This window comes from Candidatus Seongchinamella marina (assembly GCF_026262685.1).
GTDB lineage: Bacteria > Pseudomonadota > Gammaproteobacteria > Pseudomonadales > Halieaceae > Halioglobus > Halioglobus marinus.
This window is the reverse complement of record NZ_SHNP01000001.1, coordinates 502,608-517,820: the sequence shown is the minus strand read 5'-3', so window position 1 is coordinate 517,820 and position 15,213 is coordinate 502,608. Positions and strand designations below refer to the sequence as shown.

Genomic DNA, 15,213 nt, shown 5'->3' with positions numbered 1-15,213 from the left:
ACTATCCCTCAGGCGTTGAGATACTTGTCCAGTGTTTGATGGAAGTGACGAATCCGAATCTCCTGGTAATTCGCCAGAACCACTTCCTTGGACTTTAGATTTTTCAGGCCCTTTTGCACCATTTTCAGGTTACTAAAATCCTGGTCGAATACGCGCCCGATACCGCCCTCAAGGCCAGGCGCCGCAGAAAACAACTGATCTTTATCCAGCTTGTGAACGGGAGCATCGGCAGGGCGTTCGGCGCCATCCGGGTAGCGCATAAGGAAAATGATTTCCATGGTGCACATTTCATGATTGTCACCATACGGCTTCATCCGATATGTCAGATTAGGGTGGAAGCCAGCCCAGGGTGCCAGGTTGGGAAACAGGGAATACAAAATGGAATCCATAATCTCGCTGCGGGTGCAGAAGCTGGCAAGATCCACGTCATACTCTTTGGAATAGTGCTCGAAATAATACTGCGCCAGCCACTCGCGAGCGCTCAGACCTTCTGGCACTTCTATTTTCTCTCCCTCTGTCATCCAGGCACCATGCTCCAGCCAGTCATTCACTGTCTGATCGGGCGCAACGCCTTCAAGGTGCGGACTGACCACGCCCATGGGCGAAATCGTACGACTGACGTTGTCACCCCAGCAATCGTATTGTGAGTTGGAGTCGCCCAGGTAAGGCATGATTTGTGGGTGAGTCTGCACCGTGTGGTATGACTCAATAAAAGCTTCCCAGGCAACTTTCCAGTTACATTCGATCACCTTCTCCACATGCATTGCCTTGAAGGTGTTTTCTGGCTTCCAGCGGGTAAAATGCTCGGGGAGTATTCCCATGTAGCTCTGCAGCGAATCAGCCTCGAGGTCCATATTAATGAATACCCAACCGCCCCAGGTATCTATTTGTACCTGCGGCAGAGAAAACTCTTCAGCCTTGATATGCGGGAAGTCCCACTGACAGGGGGCACCGAGAAAATCTCCATCCAGGCTCCAGCGAAACCCGTGATAAGGGCATTTGAACTCGCGCGCGCTGCCACAGTCTTTACGCAGTTGTCGTCCTCTATGCAGGCATGCATTGAAGAAGCCTTTTAATTCACCCTTGTCAGTGCGGGTGACCACAATAGAGTGACTTGCGATTTCGTAGACATAGAAATCACCTGGCTTGGAGATCTCTGTCTCGCGACACGCCGCCTGCCAGGTTTTGCTCCACATTTTCTCTACTTCGAGATCGTGAAACTCCTTACTCAGGTAACGATCAGTAGACAGGTTGTCTGAACCAAGAAATGTATTGGTGCTTTCACGCAGTGCGACCGGTACCGGATTCAATTCTTTATCGAGCATCTCCTGGTAGGATTCACCACCGGAGCGAGCAACAATTTGTCCGTCATCTAATTCTATTGCTCTACTCACCTGAGCTCTCCTAGCGCTGCAATATAGTCACGGCGCTGATACCTGGCGCACCATAAACATGGGTGTAGCCCAGCTTGGGGTCACCGGGCACCTGGTGCTCACCGGCGTCACCACGCAGTTGCAATACATTTTCATAGACCTGACGTAAACCGGACGCACCAATAGGCTCGCCATTTGCCAGACAACCGCCATCGGTATTAATCGGCATGCTACCGTCAATATATGTCGCTTTGGATTGAATCAGGTGTTCCTGTTCACCGTGCTCACAAAAGCCGTTTTCGGCCATGTGCATCACTTCCGCCCCGGATTCAGTGTCCTGCAATTGCAGTACATCCATGTCTCCGGGACCAACACCCGCCATTTCAAAAGCAGCTTTGGCCGCGTCCACAGTGGGTCCATCCACCTGCTCCAGGGCCTGACTGGGCGCAAACACCTCAAACGAGCCATAACGGCGAGACTTGAGCACTGCCGACTTGAGATAAATTGGCTTGTCTACGTACTGCCTGGCCTTGTCACCCCGACAAAGAATCAAGGCCACTCCGCCCTCTGCCGGAGAGCAAAACATGTATTTAGTCAGCGGATCATTGATCATCATCGAATTGGCTATTTCTTCAACCTCAATCGGCTGACGGCGCCATGCGTTGGGATTCAGCGAGCCATTGATAAATGCTTTTTCCGACACTTTAGCCAAAGTATCTTTGGAAATACCGTAATCGTCCATGTACTTCTGGATTTTCATGGCAAAAAACTGGGTCGTCATCATCATGCCCACTTCACCGTACCATCGCCCAATTCCCAGCGATGCCGGGTCGGCATCAAATGCACCTCGATCATGTTTATCAAAGCCGGCGACCAGGCCAATGTCATGCTCTCCAGACTTAATGGCATTGTATGCGGAGATCAGTGAGCTACCCCCGGTTGCACAGCCGTTCGCGACATTAATAAACGGAATGCCGGTAAGCCCCAATTCATTACCCAGCGCATCTGCGTTGCCAGAGCTGGCACTACCACCAAAGGCAAACTGCATATCCCGCCACTCTACGCCAGCATCTTTAAGCGCCTCGCGCGCCGCAAAGGCACCCTGCTGCAAACCACTGCGCGCAGGCGTACGCCCGAAGGGGTGAATTCCGATTCCTACAATTGCTACGTCCATAGTTACGTCTCTTGTCTATGCCTGAGTCGGCTTGAAGAAAAAGCTGATGACCTCGTCACCGTTTTCCTCGGTGCGATAAGTATCAAAAATGACATCCATTTCCATACCAATGCGAAGCTTTTCAGGGTCACTTTCGGTCAGTCGCCCCTCGACTCTCACGCCGCCGGGCAATTCAAGATAGCCGACGCCGTAAGGTTTGAATGTCTGTGGAGTTTCATTGCTGTGATAGGGAGGCTTAGGCATGAACTGCTGCACGGTCCATGTCCAAAGCGTGCCTTTGCGCGGCAACTCTTCGATCTCTACATCCTGACCACTGCAGGCCATACAGGACTCGGCAGCGGGAAACGCCGCGATACCGCAATTCTTGCAGCGACTCCCCAGCAGGGCAGGATTGGGCGAGGGCCAACTGAACAAGCCCTCCGCAATTGGCACTTGGTTATTCATATAGAGATCCTTTAATCATCAACCCAATTAGAGAGTCAGGTTTTGCATCCAGTTGGCGTGGAAGCCGTTAGGCACCCGACCGGGAATGTGAACTTTAGCAACAGGACCGTCAGTGACATTGCCGGCACTGAGAATACTGAGGAAAGGCCCTTCACCCGGATTGTCTACAAAGCACATGAGCCAGCCATCTTCTTCCTTGTCACTGTCAGGATTTGGTACATGCACAGGCTCGCCCGCGTTGGCCTTTTCCCCGTACTCCCACAACACCGTCTCGCCAGTCTGGAAGTCGAAACTTCCTGTACAGTTGTAACCGTGAGCGTCGCCCCATTCGCGATTGGAACAGGCAGCAAATCCATAACGATAGTCTTTACCCATTAAACGCTCATCAATTCGGGAAAACTCGCAAAATACATCGGAGAACTGTTCGTTGGTGACCTGCCTAGTCACCATATCGAGGGTCATGCGATACATGCGGCGAGGTTGCTTCTCCACACCTGTACCCTGGGACTGGGTGAAGGGAATAGAGTTAATCCAGACGTAGTCGAGAACAATTTTCCCGCCGGACTCGAAACCATTGCAGAAATGCCAGCTGAAAAATGACTCTGTTTCAAAGACTATATTTTCACCGCTGCCATCGCGAGGAATGGCGATGATCTTGGTGCCTAACTCGGGCTCCCAGACGAAGGGATCTTCACCCTTCATAGCTTTTTCTACACTGTGATAGGTTGGAGCGTAAAAAATCACCACGTAATTAGCAGTAATTTGCAGATCGTGGATGATGCCTTTGCGCGGGAGTTCTACTTCCATCACTTGTTTGTGCCTGCCTTTGGCGTCAAACACCCGAACCCAGTAATTTGGACTGTCCCAGCGTTGGCTGCAGGACACCAGGTCACCGGTGATCGGACAAATTTTAGGGTGTGCAGTCAGGGCATCGCCGGGCTTGAGCGCGCCATCGTAGTCATACAAGCCTACTGTTGATAAATCATTATTGAGCAGGTGCGGAAATCCACCTTCCCACAAGGCAAGCAGTTTCTCGCCGTGATAGATCACATTGGTATTAGCGGTATTGCGAATGGGGTTTGGCTCACCCCCAGCATCTATGACTTCCTGTGGCACTTCCAAAAGTTTGCCCACGCTGCCATAAATGGTGTGATCAAACTTGCGCTCTGTCATCAGGTGACTGGTTTGCACCCAACGGTTCTTGTATTCGACATGACCGTCTTTAAAGTAAACCCCATGTACCATGCCATCGCCGTCCAGGGGATAAACATAGTGATTGGGCTGATAAGCGACATTGGCGCCGTCGCGCATAAAGGCACCCAGCAGCTTTTTCGGGATCTCGCCCTCTACTCGCAATTGCGACTCGTCAAAGTCGCGCTCTTCGTCTATTGGGGCGTAGTTACCCTGTAAGTAAGGAAAGGCGCTCAAATCCATGGTGTTGTACCTGTATTATTGGCTATGGTGGTGTTAGTAAATGAAACAATGCTGGATATTAGCAGCTAGAATTTTATAAAAACAGTCTCGTCTGTTTCTTTTTTAAACGCGAGCACCTGCATTACACGATCAACCTATCTGTGGAGTGAGACAATGAGCATACTTGAAGAAGAACTGGCCCTGGAAAAGCTAATGGCCCGCTATGTGGATGCGGCTAACCGGCGAGATGGCCACGCCTGGGCGCAAACCTGGGCAGAGAACGGCTGTTGGAACCTAATGGGAATGGAGGTAAAGGGTCGAGACAGTATTCTTGCCCTGTGGCAGCAAGTTGTCGCTGGCTTTGATTTTGCGCTGCTGGTTCCGGGCTCTCACCTGTTTGAGATCAATGGGGATACCGCCCAGGGACACTGGTATCTGCAGGAGTTCACTCGCGATCTGCAAAATGAGCGACACTGTGCCATCAGTCGCTACCTGGACAGCTACGTCAAAGTGGATGGCCAGTGGTTATTCCAAACCCGTCGCTACGACTTTATCTACCGGGGCCCGGGTGACCTGAGCGGGGACTACACACCTTTACCGGAATAAGTCGATAAGCATTAATCCTCGGGCAGGCGCAGCACCAGTTTGCCCTGGTTGCTGCCGTCAAACAGCTTCATAAAAACGGGCAGCACATTGTCAAGACCATCTACGATTTCTTCCTTGAACTGAAGTTTACCTGCCACCAACCACTCAACCAGTTGACCGACTCCCTCGGGGAAGCGGTCCAAAAAGTCCAGCACCACAAATCCGCGGATAGTGATACTTTCGGCCACCAGCTGCCACAGATTCTTGAGGTGGGGCAGTTCTTCCGCATTGTAAGAAGAGATCCAGCCGCATACCGCTACACGACCAAATTTATTCATGCAGCTCAGTGCCGCATCGAGAATTTCTCCGCCGACGTTATCAAAGTAAACGTCTACACCATCCCTACATACCTCCCCTATCGCCTTGCTGAAGTCGCCACAGGTCTTGTAATTGATCGCTGCATCAAAGCCCAGATCCTCGGTAAGCCAGGCACATTTCTCGTCAGTGCCCGCCATACCCACCACGCGACATCCCTGCATTTTGGCGATCTGACCTACTACCGACCCGACAGCACCTGCAGCGGCACTCACTAACACGGTTTCACCGGCCTTGGGTTGACCGATTTCCATTAAGCCAAAGTAGGCAGTGAGCCCGGTAGGACCCAAAACGCCCAAAAAGTTACTCAAGGGAATCCCCATGGATTCATCCAGTTTGTTCAACGCCTCTGCGGGCAATGTTGTGTAAGCCTCCCAACCCCCCATCGTCATCGCAACATCGCCCACCGCGAAATTTTCGCTGTTGGACTCCACCACTCGACCGATGACAGAAGCCCGCACCGCGTCGCCCAACGCTATCGGCTCGATATAGTTTGGCTCGTCCGACATCCAGCCGCGAATCGCCGGATCCAGTGAGATAAACAGATTGCGCATCCTCACCTCGCCTGCATTGAGGGCAGCTAAAGGCACATCTCGCGAAGGGATATTTTCTGAGTTTGGCTCACCCTTGGGGCGGGATGCGAGATAGTACTGTCTGTTGAGAATTTCGGTCATGGGATGCGCACCTGTTTGCGAGCGGGGATTGAGTTCAGCCCGCAAACATAGCCCTTGGCAAAAAATCAGTCAACCCTGATTGTTTTGACCGCGCGATTCTGCTACTTTCAGTCGTTTAATGATCTATAACTCTATAACTCTGATCACACTGGTAGTGGCCATGGCCATGCACATTGCAAACACTCTCAACATTCTGGGTAGCGACCGGAAAAAGGCACTGGCCGATCATATGTCGGGGTCCTATGATGGACGAATGTCTGGCTTGTTAGACCACGACCAATCCTATAACACCGAGGTTTCTAAATTTCCCATTGACGTGGAAGAATCGGTGAATCACTCTGAAGGCCGCCTCCGGGCTGACTTCTTTACTGGCTAAATTTACGGAGGCTCCCGCCTTGGCAACCGAACAAGTAAAAACCTATTGCCGTTTCTGCCACGCCTACTGCCCTATGGTAGCGACGGTAGAAGACGACCGCCTCATCGCTATCGCGCCGGACACGGACAACGAAATTTATGGCGGCTATACCTGCGTCAAGGGACGGCAAATGCTGGAGCAAATCTATCACCCTGGTCGCCTGGAACAATCACAGAAACGCCTGCCAGACGGTGAGTTCGAGGCCATTGGCAGTCAGAAAGCCATGGACGAAATCGCCGATAAGTTGAAAGCGATCCTCGCGGAATACGGCCCCCGCAGCATCGCCAGCTATAACGGCACGTACTCCTTTCAAAATTCTGCGGCACACGGCATGGCGCGAGCATTTCACGCAGCCCTGGATGCACCTAATTATTTCACCAGTGTGACCATTGACCAACCCGCAAAGGTTGCCATCGCCCCTGCACGCATGGGCTGGTGGAATGCGGGCTCACACATGTGGAGTGATTCTGATGTATCCATGGTGATTGGCAACAACACGCTGATTTCACATTTCTCAGTGCCGGGAGGTGTGCCCTCGTTCAGCCCTGCCAATGCCCTGCGCGAAGGTCGCAAGCGCGGTCTTAAGTTGATTGTGATCGACCCACGAAAATCAGAGGTCGCCGCCCGCGCTGACCTGCATCTGCAAGTGCGTCCGGGGCAGGATGCTGCCCTGCTGGCGGCGATTATTCAAATTGTGATTAGCGAGAATCTTTACGACAAGGAATTTTGCGAGGACCACACGGAAGGTCTTGAAGAACTTGACCAGGCTACTCGTCAATTTACCCCCGAGGCCGCCGCCGCCGCGACTGACGTTCCCGCAGAGCAAATTTATGAGGCTGCTCGAATATTTGCCGCTGGCCCGAAAGGCTCTGCGGTCACGGGCACTGGGCCAGAAATGGGGCCGCATCCCAACCTGGTATTGCATTTATCACTAGCGCTCAATGCCATTTGCGGGCGTCACTACAGAGCCGGCGAGCGCATCCCCAACCCCGGTGTACTGACTCCTCCTGGGCCCAGGCATGCGCAAGCAACCTCGCCGCAGCCCCAATGGTTGACCGAAGGGGTCGCCAGCAGAATTGATCCGGATATTCACGAGACCGTGGTGCTGTCGCCCTATGGTCCATTGAAGGAAATGCCTGCAGGGCTTGCCGCCGATGAAATTCTCACCCCCGGTGAGGGCCAAATCAAAGCGTTAATCTGTGTTGGCGGAAACCCACTGCTCGCCTGGCCCGATCAGGAAAAAACTCACCGCGCACTGGAGAGTCTGGAACTATTGGTTTGTGTGGACATTAAAATGGCGGCCACCGCTCAAATGGCTGACTATGTGCTGGCACCCAAAATTTGTTTGGAGCGAGAAGACGTTACCCTGCTCACGGATGTCTGGCATGACAAACCCTACAGTCAGTACACCCGCGCAGTCGTAGAAGCACGTGGCGATGAAATAGAAGAGTGGCAGGTGTTCTGGGAACTGGGCAAACGCATGGGCCTGGAACTGACCCTAAATGAGCAGCCGGTGGATATGATATCATTGCCCGAGAAAATGGACTTGCTCAAGACCATTACCCAGGGATCACGTGTACCCATTGAGGACATTGCTGCCAAAGAAGGCGGTCATGTGCAGGACGTCGACGATATCATCGCCCTACCCGCAGACCCAGAGACCGCAGGCCACCTGCAACTGTTCCCACCCGGACTGGACGAAGAACTCACCGCTGCACTGCAAGACATGCAGGGTAAAACCGACAGCGAGTATCCTCATTTACTGATCAGCCGCAGAATGAAGTATACGCACAACTCCACCGGACCTGAGTTCGCCCTGTTGCGTGCCAAGAACAGTCATAATCCGGCCTATATGCACTCCAGCGACCTGGCAAAACTGGATATAGCAGACGGTGAACTGGTAGAAGTGCGCTCCCGACACGGCGCGATTCCTGCCATAGCAGCCGCTAGCGACGACATTAAACCCGGACTGGTATCGATGTCCCACAGCTGGGGAGGGACACCCGATCCAGCGGCGAAGATCGATGAAAAAGTTCGCGAGATGGGCAGTAATACCAATCGCCTGATTGACAATCGTGAGCATACAGAACGCTACTCTGCGATGCCGAGATTAAGTACGGTGCCTATTAGTATTAGCAAGATAGCGTGAACGGAAGCGCGCTGACCTCTGCAGTACCTCCACAGCGAAAGAATCAAAGCGCTGAACGGTAAATAACTACAGCCACTCCTGTTAATCGGTTACAATCCCGGCTTAAGGGTGACTGTTTTAATCAGGCTATCCTGTTTTCATTTAACAACGGAGTGAAAATGGCCAACAGCAGTACTAAGGACGACGATACAGCACAGGATATTAGCTGGCAGGCGCAGAAGAGTGCGATGACCCGCGACCGCATTCTGGATGCGGCAATCTCCTGTTTTATCGAGCTGGGCTACACCAACGTTACTACCGCCAAGATAGCGAGCGCAGCTGGCGTGTCGCGAGGTGCGATGCTGCATCATTTCCCCTCCAAAACCGAGTTAATCCAGGCAGCAGTTGAATACCTTCATGTCAAACTGCTGGAAGATTACCAAGAGAGGGTGAAATCTATCTCTCCTAAACTCAAGGGCCGTAAATTTCGTCGCGCGGGTATTGATGCCTACTGGCAACACCTCACTGGAGACTTGTTCACTGCTTATCACGAACTCTGCGTTGCGGGCCGCACCGACAGCGAACTCAAGGCCATCCTGGAAAAATCCAGTGTCAAGTTCGACATGCATGTCCAGGAATCCAACAAAGAGTTGTTCAAGGATTGGGAAGGAACCGGCGACAGGTTCCTGCTTGCTATGGACGTTACCAAGTTCATGATGGAAGGACTGGCAGTAGGCCAACTGGTGGTTGATCGTGAAGAGCGGGTCAACCGTGTGCTGGACTACCTGGCGGATCGTCTGGAAGAAATTTTTCAGGAAGGCACCAGCGGCGCGATCGGCCGCCACTCTTCCTGAATTCAGTTCAGGCTGCCTGGAGCTGAATGTAGCGTTCCAGGTAGTAATCTTCATCTCCGTAAAGCTTCGCCAACAGCAGCAGCCGCTTCAAAAGATGGCCAACAATCAATTCATCAGTCATGCCCATACCGCCATGCAGTTGAACTGCTTCGTGGGAAATAAGCCGTCCCGCTTCCGCCACCTTCACTTTTAGCGCAGCGCAAGCAGCAGGTCCCGCACTGTCGCCTTCCTCAAGCAAAATAGCCGCGTTATATAACAAAGACTTTGTTTCTTCCAATTTCAGGTACATATCGGCCATGCGGTGTTGCAAGGCCTGAAACTTGCCAATGGCTTGACCAAACTGTTCACGTGTTTTGGTGTACTCCACAGTGGCATTGAGCAAGACTTGCATAGCTCCCAGCGATTCAGCACCCAACGCAATAATCGCGTAATCCAGCGCCTTAGCAATAATGGCAGCACCATTGCCAGGCTCGCCCAACATGTCGGTTGCGGCCAAAGCCACATTTTCAAAGCCAATGACTGCTCCGCGACTACCGTCAACAGCGGTAAACGAACTGCGATTCACGCCGGGCTTGTCTGCAGAAACCACAAACAGGCTCAAGCTATCGGGATTGCCGTGTTCTGTCAGGGCGCTAACAATCAACTGGTCTGCAACGTGCCCGTTGAGCACCGCAATCTTGCTGCCAGACAGTGAAAATCCATTATCTGCGGCGCTAGCTACCGCGTTAATCGCTGCAAAATCATAGCCGGAACCGGCCTCTGCAAACGCGAACGCCCACTGACTGCTGCCTTCGGCCAGCGCGGGTATATACGTCGCTCGTTGTTCTTCACTTGCAGCCAAAGACAGTAAGCCGCCGCAGGCTGCCACACAGTGCAGGTAAGGCTCACGAACCAGCGCCTTACCCAAAGATTCGCAAAGCACCATCAGGTCGGTCACGCTACCGCCTAATCCGCCATCGGCTTCGGCAAAGGGCAGTGCCAACCAACCTAACTCGGCAAAGGCCTGCCAGGCCTGGGCATCGAAGCCAAGATCGCTCTGGCTTAGCTTGCGATGGCGCTCCACACTGCCATGATCTGCTGTGTATTTCTCTACGCTTTCACGCAGTAGTACTTGTTCTTCTGAAAGGGAAAAGTCCACGGTATATCCTGCAAATTAGCTGCGCTCATGCTAGCAACTTGCCTCTTACAAAACAATCAGTCCCTACTGTTTTATTGTTCCTGTATTTCCCCTAGACTCAAGCTGACACAAGAGACGGAGTCATCCCATGCCTGCACTAAACCTGAGCGCCGATGAGGTACTAACCACTACCCGGGCAGTCCGTAAAAGACTGGATTTGCAACGACCGGTGGAACTGGCTGTAATCAAGGAATGTCTGGAGATTGCACTGCAAGCACCCTCCGGCTCGAACTCACAGGGCTGGCATTTTATAGTGGTCACAGACCGGGCAAAAATTAAAACAATCGCTGACTACTACCAGCGTGCCTTCGCCGAGTATGAGTCAGGACCGGCACAGCCGACGCGCTTGCACACGGACAACCCCGACATGGCCGAAACCCAGGAGCGAGTTTTAAGTTCTGCCCAGTACCTGGCGGCCCACCTGGCTGAGGTACCTGCGCTGCTCATTCCCTGCATGCTGGGGCGACCAGAAAGCGGTGACCTTCCGCAGGGCATTATCGCTGGCATGTATGGCTCGGTGATACCGGCGGTCTGGAGTTTTATGTTGGCCGCTCGGGAACGAGGACTGGGGACCTGCTGGACAACGCTGCACCTGAATTTTGAAAAGGAAGCTGCCGCACTGCTGGAAATTCCAGATGAGTATTCTCAAGTGGCGCTTATACCTATTGCCTACACCCAGGGCACACGTTTTCAGCCCGCGCCGCGAAAATCGTTAGATGATTCGCTGCATCTGGATAGCTGGTAGCGGGAGCCTGAGTTTTGGATCTGGGAATCACAGGCAAGAAAGCCCTGGTCAATGGCGGCAGTGCGGGGCTTGGCAAGGGCAGCGCAAGAGCTCTCGCGGCGGAGGGTGTAGAGCTCTACATTTCCGCCAGAAACCAGCAACGTCTGGAGAAGGTCGCTGAAGAAATCGCCAGGGACACCGGTGCCAGCGTCACACCAATAGTCGCCGATCATTCAACAGATGCCGGCCGCGAAGCAATATTATCAGTGTGTCCTGATCCCGACATTCTGGTGGGCACCTGCTCACCTGCACCATTTACGCCGGACTTCCGTGACGTCACCGTCACAGATTGGCAACAACACCTGGCTACCGGCCTGATCAGCCCCATCGAATTTATTCGTGCCACCATAGATGGCATGTGCGAACGGGGCTTTGGTCGTATCGTCAACATTTCCACCGGGGCCAGCAAGTTTCCCGCCGAAATTCGGACGCTCTCAGGACCACCCAGGGCTGCACTGTCTAACTACACCGTGTCCGTCGCAAAAGCGGTCGCCAGACATAATGTCACGATCAACAACCTGTTGCCGGGTATGCACCACACAGCAGCTGCAGAAGAGCGCTTGGGTGGTATCGCCGCTGAACAGGGCAAAAGTTACGAGGAGGCGGTAGACGACTGGATCAGGGAGTGGCGGATTCCAGCGGAAAAATTCGGCAATATAGATGACTTTGGAACAATATGTGCTTTGTTTTGCAGCCAACAGGCTAGCTACATTATCGGCCAGAACCTGGTAATCGATGGCGGTGCTACTACCGCCACTTTCTGAAACCAACCACCACAGGCAGGAATTACACAGATGACAGCAAAAGGATCAACCCTGGAATATTACGATGGTGAGCAGCTCTGTCTGGGCGAGGTTTTTCAACCTGAGCATAGTGCCAAAGCCTCACCAATAGTTCTGGTAGTGCACGCTTGGGACGGATTAGGCGACGAGGTCAGGGACAAGGCCACCCGACTTGCCGCTCAAGGTTACGTGGCATTTGCTATCGACGTTCACGGCGACGGTATTCTGCACACCGACTTCAGTACGGTACAGGAAGTTCTGGGGCCATTCATGGCTGACCGTGCAATGCTGTTGCGTCGCCTCGCGGCCGCCCTTACTGCGGCAAAGACGATCCCTGGCGCCGATATTGCGCGAATAGCAGTCATGGGTTACTGCTTTGGCGGCACCTGCGCCCTTGATCTTGCGCGCTCTGGCGGCCCTGATATCAAAGCGGCGGTTTCTTTCCATGGTGGCCTGGCGGGTAACGGCATGGAGGCTACTGCCATCAACGCCTCAGTCCTTGTACTTCATGGACATGACGACCCGATGGTTCCGCCAGAGGCAGTTACAGAATTTCAAGGCGAAATGAACGAGCGAGACGCCGACTGGCAGCTGGTCAGTTACGGCCACACGGTGCACGGCTTTACTCGCCCTGAGGCAAATAGTCCGGAACTGGGTGTTGTTTACAACCCGCTGGCAGACCGACGGTCCTGGCACGCCATGCTTCAGTTTTTCCAAGAGGTGCTCTAGCCATATGCCCGCTCACATTGTGCCTGCACAGGCTGAGATAGAAGCACTCGCAGGACACCGCTTTGCCGGAGGAGAATACCGCATTGCTCACTGGGAAAATGTGCTACTAACCGGCTGCACCGGCACTGAATTGTTGCCAGATGGACTCGCCCACCCCAGCAGCCTGTTCCACTTACCCATTGCCGGCGCTGGCACCAGCATTGCCAAGATGTTCGCGTTGGGCAAAGCAGAGTCTGATCTTTCTATTATGATTGAAAGTTACGAGTGGGAGTTTTACCAGCCCTTGCGGGAAGAGATTGATTACCGAGTCGAAGGTGCAATTCATTCGTCACAGCGGATTCAGGAAGTCGACAGGGAGTACGATCGTATTCAGTTTCGCTTCGACATAGCGCTGACTACCGGCGAGCCTGTTGCCCGGTCACTAGTGACCTGGCATTACACGAGAAACACCCTGTGAGCCCTGCTGTCGGTGACCCTATCCCCGAGTGGGTTATGCCAGAAGTTTCCGCTGAGCGTATGCGCACTATGGCGGCTCTGCTGCGTGACCCCAACCCGCTGCATTGGGACCGGGATGCGGTCGCCTCCCTGCCACTAAACCTGGGTCGCAGAACAATCAATCAAGGCCCGCTTGGCCTGGGATACATGGTTAATATGCTGCACGCATGGGCAGGTGCCGGCAGCATACGCCGCATGGTGACGCGTTTCCCGCAGGTCGTGCTCGATGGCGAAGAAGTTATCGCACGAGGCCGGATCACGAACTTACACAGCGCAGCGGGCGAACTGCGAGCGGATTGCAGCATCTGGCTGGAACATGCAGAGCGAGGCATTCTCCTGGAGGGTGAAGCCACTGTGTCGCTGGCAACAGACAACCAAGCGAAATAAGCGCAACCTCATCGGGATTCCTCAATAAAATCATCAATCAGCTCGTGCAGCCGTGACACGCGACTCTCCTGTCCCGCCAGATAAGAACCTTGATAACCACTGGAGCTCATGGCGCGTTGCTGACCGGGGAAAATCGTCAAGTCCTGATCTATAGTCAGGCCCATGCTTTTCTCTCCCAGGGAAAACACCTCGTGTTCAATCTCAGTGCCCCGCTCTACCAATCCTGCAGTCGTTCGCACCGGCTCTGTTACGCCGTCTGGATCTGGCGCGTACCAGAAGTTATCAAAGATACATTGCTCGGGGTCAGTCGGGTGCGGCCGGGCTCGCAAAAAGTGAAAACCGTCCACCCACAAGGACACTGCAAAATTTGGAAACAGCGTGTAGTGATAGGCATCGGTCAACTGACTGTCGTTAAGTTCATTGAAGTAAGCATAACCACGGCCAGGCCCCAGGCGGCGACGCGCCTGCTGTAATGCTTCACGCGTGTCTTCTCCCCTGCCCCGATAATCTTCCGGGTCCAGGTCCCAGTCTCGCAAAATATCGGCCAATGGCTCACCAATAGCGCCGTCCTTGTCAGTCGCAGGCCCCGCATAGCCGCCGAGCATAATCATCCGCCCGTGCCCCTCGTCTGCCATATCAAATCGTGTGGTTTTGTAAGAGGTATCTACGCCCGAATGAATGCGTAACTTTTCGACGTTTGCACCCTTGGGCTTATGCACCGTATTAACGTGGTAGGACTCGTTAAAATTGTCCATCACCACTTTCCAGTTACAGGGCGCTACCGTAGTTTTAGCGACGTAGCGCTTCCATTGATCAATACGATAAACCGACCAGTCATCCCACACGGGTCCCAGATACTCCTTCAGGGTCACACAGTCCGGATTCATATTAATCCAGACAAATCCCGCAAAGGTCTCGCAGCGCACTTCTTTCAAGGTCAGTTTGCCGCAGGGAGTTCCCTGGGGAAAATCATCCGCATCCTGGACAAAGTCTAACTGCCCATCTCGGGTCCAGGCCCAGCTATGATAGGGGCAGATAAATCGCCTGGCATGGCCTTTTTCCTCGCTCACCAGACGCTGGCCACGGTGTTGGCAAACGTTGTAATAGGCTTTTATAGCACCATCGTCCTGACGCACCATCAAAATAGATTCCCGGCCGACCTCCTCTTGCTGCCAATCTCCCGGGTTGGGCATCTCGTTCTCAGCGCCCAGCAACAGCCACACTTTGGTCCAGACGTGACTCCACTCCTGTTCAGCAAAATCTTTAGAGGTATAACGATGCCCCTCCAGTTTGTGTCCACGAATTTTTTGCTCCGGCCACGAGGGAAGATCCGCAACTGGTCTATTCGTTTGCCCGACATTCTCTGCCATTTAACTCACTCCTGCTAAACTAATGCTATTTACTATTTAAACACTGATTGGATT

The 15,213-nt window shown here is 53.3% G+C and carries 16 protein-coding genes; 9 read left to right on the top strand and 7 right to left on the bottom strand.

Annotation, left to right across the window (positions count from 1 at the left end):
- Window positions 1-8: 8 nt before the first annotated feature.
- Genes EYC87_RS02210 through EYC87_RS02195 form a run of 4 tightly spaced genes read right to left on the bottom strand, consistent with a single transcriptional unit; the run spans window position 9 to window position 4,425 of the window.
- Complete coding sequence (locus EYC87_RS02210) at window positions 9-1,394, bottom strand: aromatic ring-hydroxylating oxygenase subunit alpha (RefSeq protein ID WP_279251421.1); 1,386 nt, start codon at window positions 1,392-1,394, stop codon at window positions 9-11.
- A gap of 10 nt (window positions 1,395-1,404) precedes the next feature.
- A complete protein-coding gene (locus EYC87_RS02205; RefSeq protein WP_279251420.1) occupies window positions 1,405-2,547 on the bottom strand; it encodes a thiolase family protein in 1,143 nt (380 codons plus the stop codon).
- Window positions 2,548-2,562: 15 nt separating this feature from the next.
- On the bottom strand, window positions 2,563-2,991 hold the full coding sequence (locus EYC87_RS02200) for a Zn-ribbon domain-containing OB-fold protein (protein ID WP_279251419.1): 429 nt from the start codon (window positions 2,989-2,991) through the stop codon (window positions 2,563-2,565).
- Between the two features lie 27 nt (window positions 2,992-3,018).
- Window positions 3,019-4,425 (bottom strand): carotenoid oxygenase family protein, encoded by a 1,407-nt coding sequence (locus tag EYC87_RS02195; protein ID WP_279251418.1) that lies wholly within the window; start codon window positions 4,423-4,425, stop codon window positions 3,019-3,021.
- Window positions 4,426-4,578: 153 nt separating this feature from the next.
- Between EYC87_RS02195 and EYC87_RS02190 the strand changes: the two genes are divergently transcribed.
- A complete protein-coding gene (locus EYC87_RS02190; protein WP_279251417.1) occupies window positions 4,579-5,010 on the top strand; it encodes a nuclear transport factor 2 family protein in 432 nt (143 codons plus the stop codon).
- Between the two features lie 11 nt (window positions 5,011-5,021).
- Here the strand turns inward: EYC87_RS02190 and EYC87_RS02185 are convergent, their stop codons facing one another.
- Window positions 5,022-6,038, bottom strand: coding sequence for an NADP-dependent oxidoreductase (locus tag EYC87_RS02185; RefSeq protein WP_279251416.1), 1,017 nt, complete (start codon window positions 6,036-6,038; stop codon window positions 5,022-5,024).
- Between the two features lie 160 nt (window positions 6,039-6,198).
- On the opposite strand from EYC87_RS02185, the gene EYC87_RS02180 reads away from it, so the two are divergent.
- The 3 genes from EYC87_RS02180 (at window position 6,199) to EYC87_RS02170 (ending at window position 9,435) form a co-directional block, all read left to right on the top strand.
- Entirely contained in the window at window positions 6,199-6,414 is a 216-nt protein-coding gene (locus EYC87_RS02180) for a hypothetical protein (RefSeq protein WP_279251415.1), read from the top strand.
- A gap of 19 nt (window positions 6,415-6,433) precedes the next feature.
- Window positions 6,434-8,602, top strand: coding sequence for a molybdopterin-containing oxidoreductase family protein (locus EYC87_RS02175; RefSeq protein ID WP_279251414.1), 2,169 nt, complete (start codon window positions 6,434-6,436; stop codon window positions 8,600-8,602).
- 158 nt (window positions 8,603-8,760) lie between these two features.
- Entirely contained in the window at window positions 8,761-9,435 is a 675-nt protein-coding gene (locus EYC87_RS02170) for a TetR/AcrR family transcriptional regulator (protein ID WP_279251413.1), read from the top strand.
- A 7-nt stretch (window positions 9,436-9,442) separates the two neighbouring features.
- Here EYC87_RS02170 and EYC87_RS02165 read toward each other — a convergent pair whose 3' ends face one another.
- Window positions 9,443-10,573, bottom strand: coding sequence for an acyl-CoA dehydrogenase family protein (locus tag EYC87_RS02165; RefSeq protein WP_279251412.1), 1,131 nt, complete (start codon window positions 10,571-10,573; stop codon window positions 9,443-9,445).
- Between the two features lie 127 nt (window positions 10,574-10,700).
- On the opposite strand from EYC87_RS02165, the gene EYC87_RS02160 reads away from it, so the two are divergent.
- The 5 genes from EYC87_RS02160 to EYC87_RS02140 are packed head-to-tail and all read left to right on the top strand — an operon-like array spanning window position 10,701 to window position 13,789.
- The gene (locus tag EYC87_RS02160; protein WP_279251411.1) at window positions 10,701-11,357 is read left to right on the top strand and encodes a nitroreductase family protein; all 657 of its coding nucleotides are present in this window, start codon (window positions 10,701-10,703) and stop codon (window positions 11,355-11,357) included.
- A gap of 14 nt (window positions 11,358-11,371) precedes the next feature.
- The gene (locus tag EYC87_RS02155; protein ID WP_279251410.1) at window positions 11,372-12,160 is read left to right on the top strand and encodes an SDR family oxidoreductase; all 789 of its coding nucleotides are present in this window, start codon (window positions 11,372-11,374) and stop codon (window positions 12,158-12,160) included.
- Window positions 12,161-12,190: 30 nt separating this feature from the next.
- Window positions 12,191-12,907, top strand: a complete 717-nt coding sequence (locus EYC87_RS02150) for a dienelactone hydrolase family protein (RefSeq protein ID WP_279251409.1) — start codon at window positions 12,191-12,193, stop codon at window positions 12,905-12,907.
- A gap of 4 nt (window positions 12,908-12,911) precedes the next feature.
- Complete coding sequence (locus EYC87_RS02145; protein WP_279251408.1) at window positions 12,912-13,364, top strand: hypothetical protein; 453 nt, start codon at window positions 12,912-12,914, stop codon at window positions 13,362-13,364.
- Entirely contained in the window at window positions 13,361-13,789 is a 429-nt protein-coding gene (locus EYC87_RS02140; protein WP_279251407.1) for a MaoC family dehydratase, read from the top strand. The genes EYC87_RS02145 and EYC87_RS02140 overlap by 4 nt, the downstream gene beginning before the upstream one ends.
- Window positions 13,790-13,797: 8 nt before the next feature.
- Here EYC87_RS02140 and EYC87_RS02135 read toward each other — a convergent pair whose 3' ends face one another.
- Window positions 13,798-15,159 carry an aromatic ring-hydroxylating oxygenase subunit alpha gene (locus EYC87_RS02135; protein WP_279251406.1) on the bottom strand — a complete coding sequence of 454 codons (1,362 nt, stop codon included), beginning with the start codon at window positions 15,157-15,159 and terminating at the stop codon, window positions 13,798-13,800.
- Window positions 15,160-15,213 lie beyond the last annotated feature (54 nt).

What these genes read in the sequence shown, in the direction of transcription:
- EYC87_RS02205 (WP_279251420.1), bottom strand. Translation starts at nt 2,547, where the DNA reads ATGGACGTAGCAATTGTAGGAATCGGAATTCACCCCTTCGGGCGTACG.
- EYC87_RS02200 (WP_279251419.1), bottom strand. Translation starts at nt 2,991, where the DNA reads ATGAATAACCAAGTGCCAATTGCGGAGGGCTTGTTCAGTTGGCCCTCG.
- EYC87_RS02195 (WP_279251418.1), bottom strand. Translation starts at nt 4,425, where the DNA reads ATGGATTTGAGCGCCTTTCCTTACTTACAGGGTAACTACGCCCCAATA.
- EYC87_RS02190 (WP_279251417.1), top strand. Translation starts at nt 4,579, where the DNA reads ATGAGCATACTTGAAGAAGAACTGGCCCTGGAAAAGCTAATGGCCCGC.
- EYC87_RS02185 (WP_279251416.1), bottom strand. Translation starts at nt 6,038, where the DNA reads ATGACCGAAATTCTCAACAGACAGTACTATCTCGCATCCCGCCCCAAG.
- EYC87_RS02180 (WP_279251415.1), top strand. Translation starts at nt 6,199, where the DNA reads ATGGCCATGCACATTGCAAACACTCTCAACATTCTGGGTAGCGACCGG.
- EYC87_RS02170 (WP_279251413.1), top strand. Translation starts at nt 8,761, where the DNA reads ATGGCCAACAGCAGTACTAAGGACGACGATACAGCACAGGATATTAGC.
- EYC87_RS02160 (WP_279251411.1), top strand. Translation starts at nt 10,701, where the DNA reads ATGCCTGCACTAAACCTGAGCGCCGATGAGGTACTAACCACTACCCGG.
- EYC87_RS02150 (WP_279251409.1), top strand. Translation starts at nt 12,191, where the DNA reads ATGACAGCAAAAGGATCAACCCTGGAATATTACGATGGTGAGCAGCTC.
- EYC87_RS02145 (WP_279251408.1), top strand. Translation starts at nt 12,912, where the DNA reads ATGCCCGCTCACATTGTGCCTGCACAGGCTGAGATAGAAGCACTCGCA.
- EYC87_RS02135 (WP_279251406.1), bottom strand. Translation starts at nt 15,159, where the DNA reads ATGGCAGAGAATGTCGGGCAAACGAATAGACCAGTTGCGGATCTTCCC.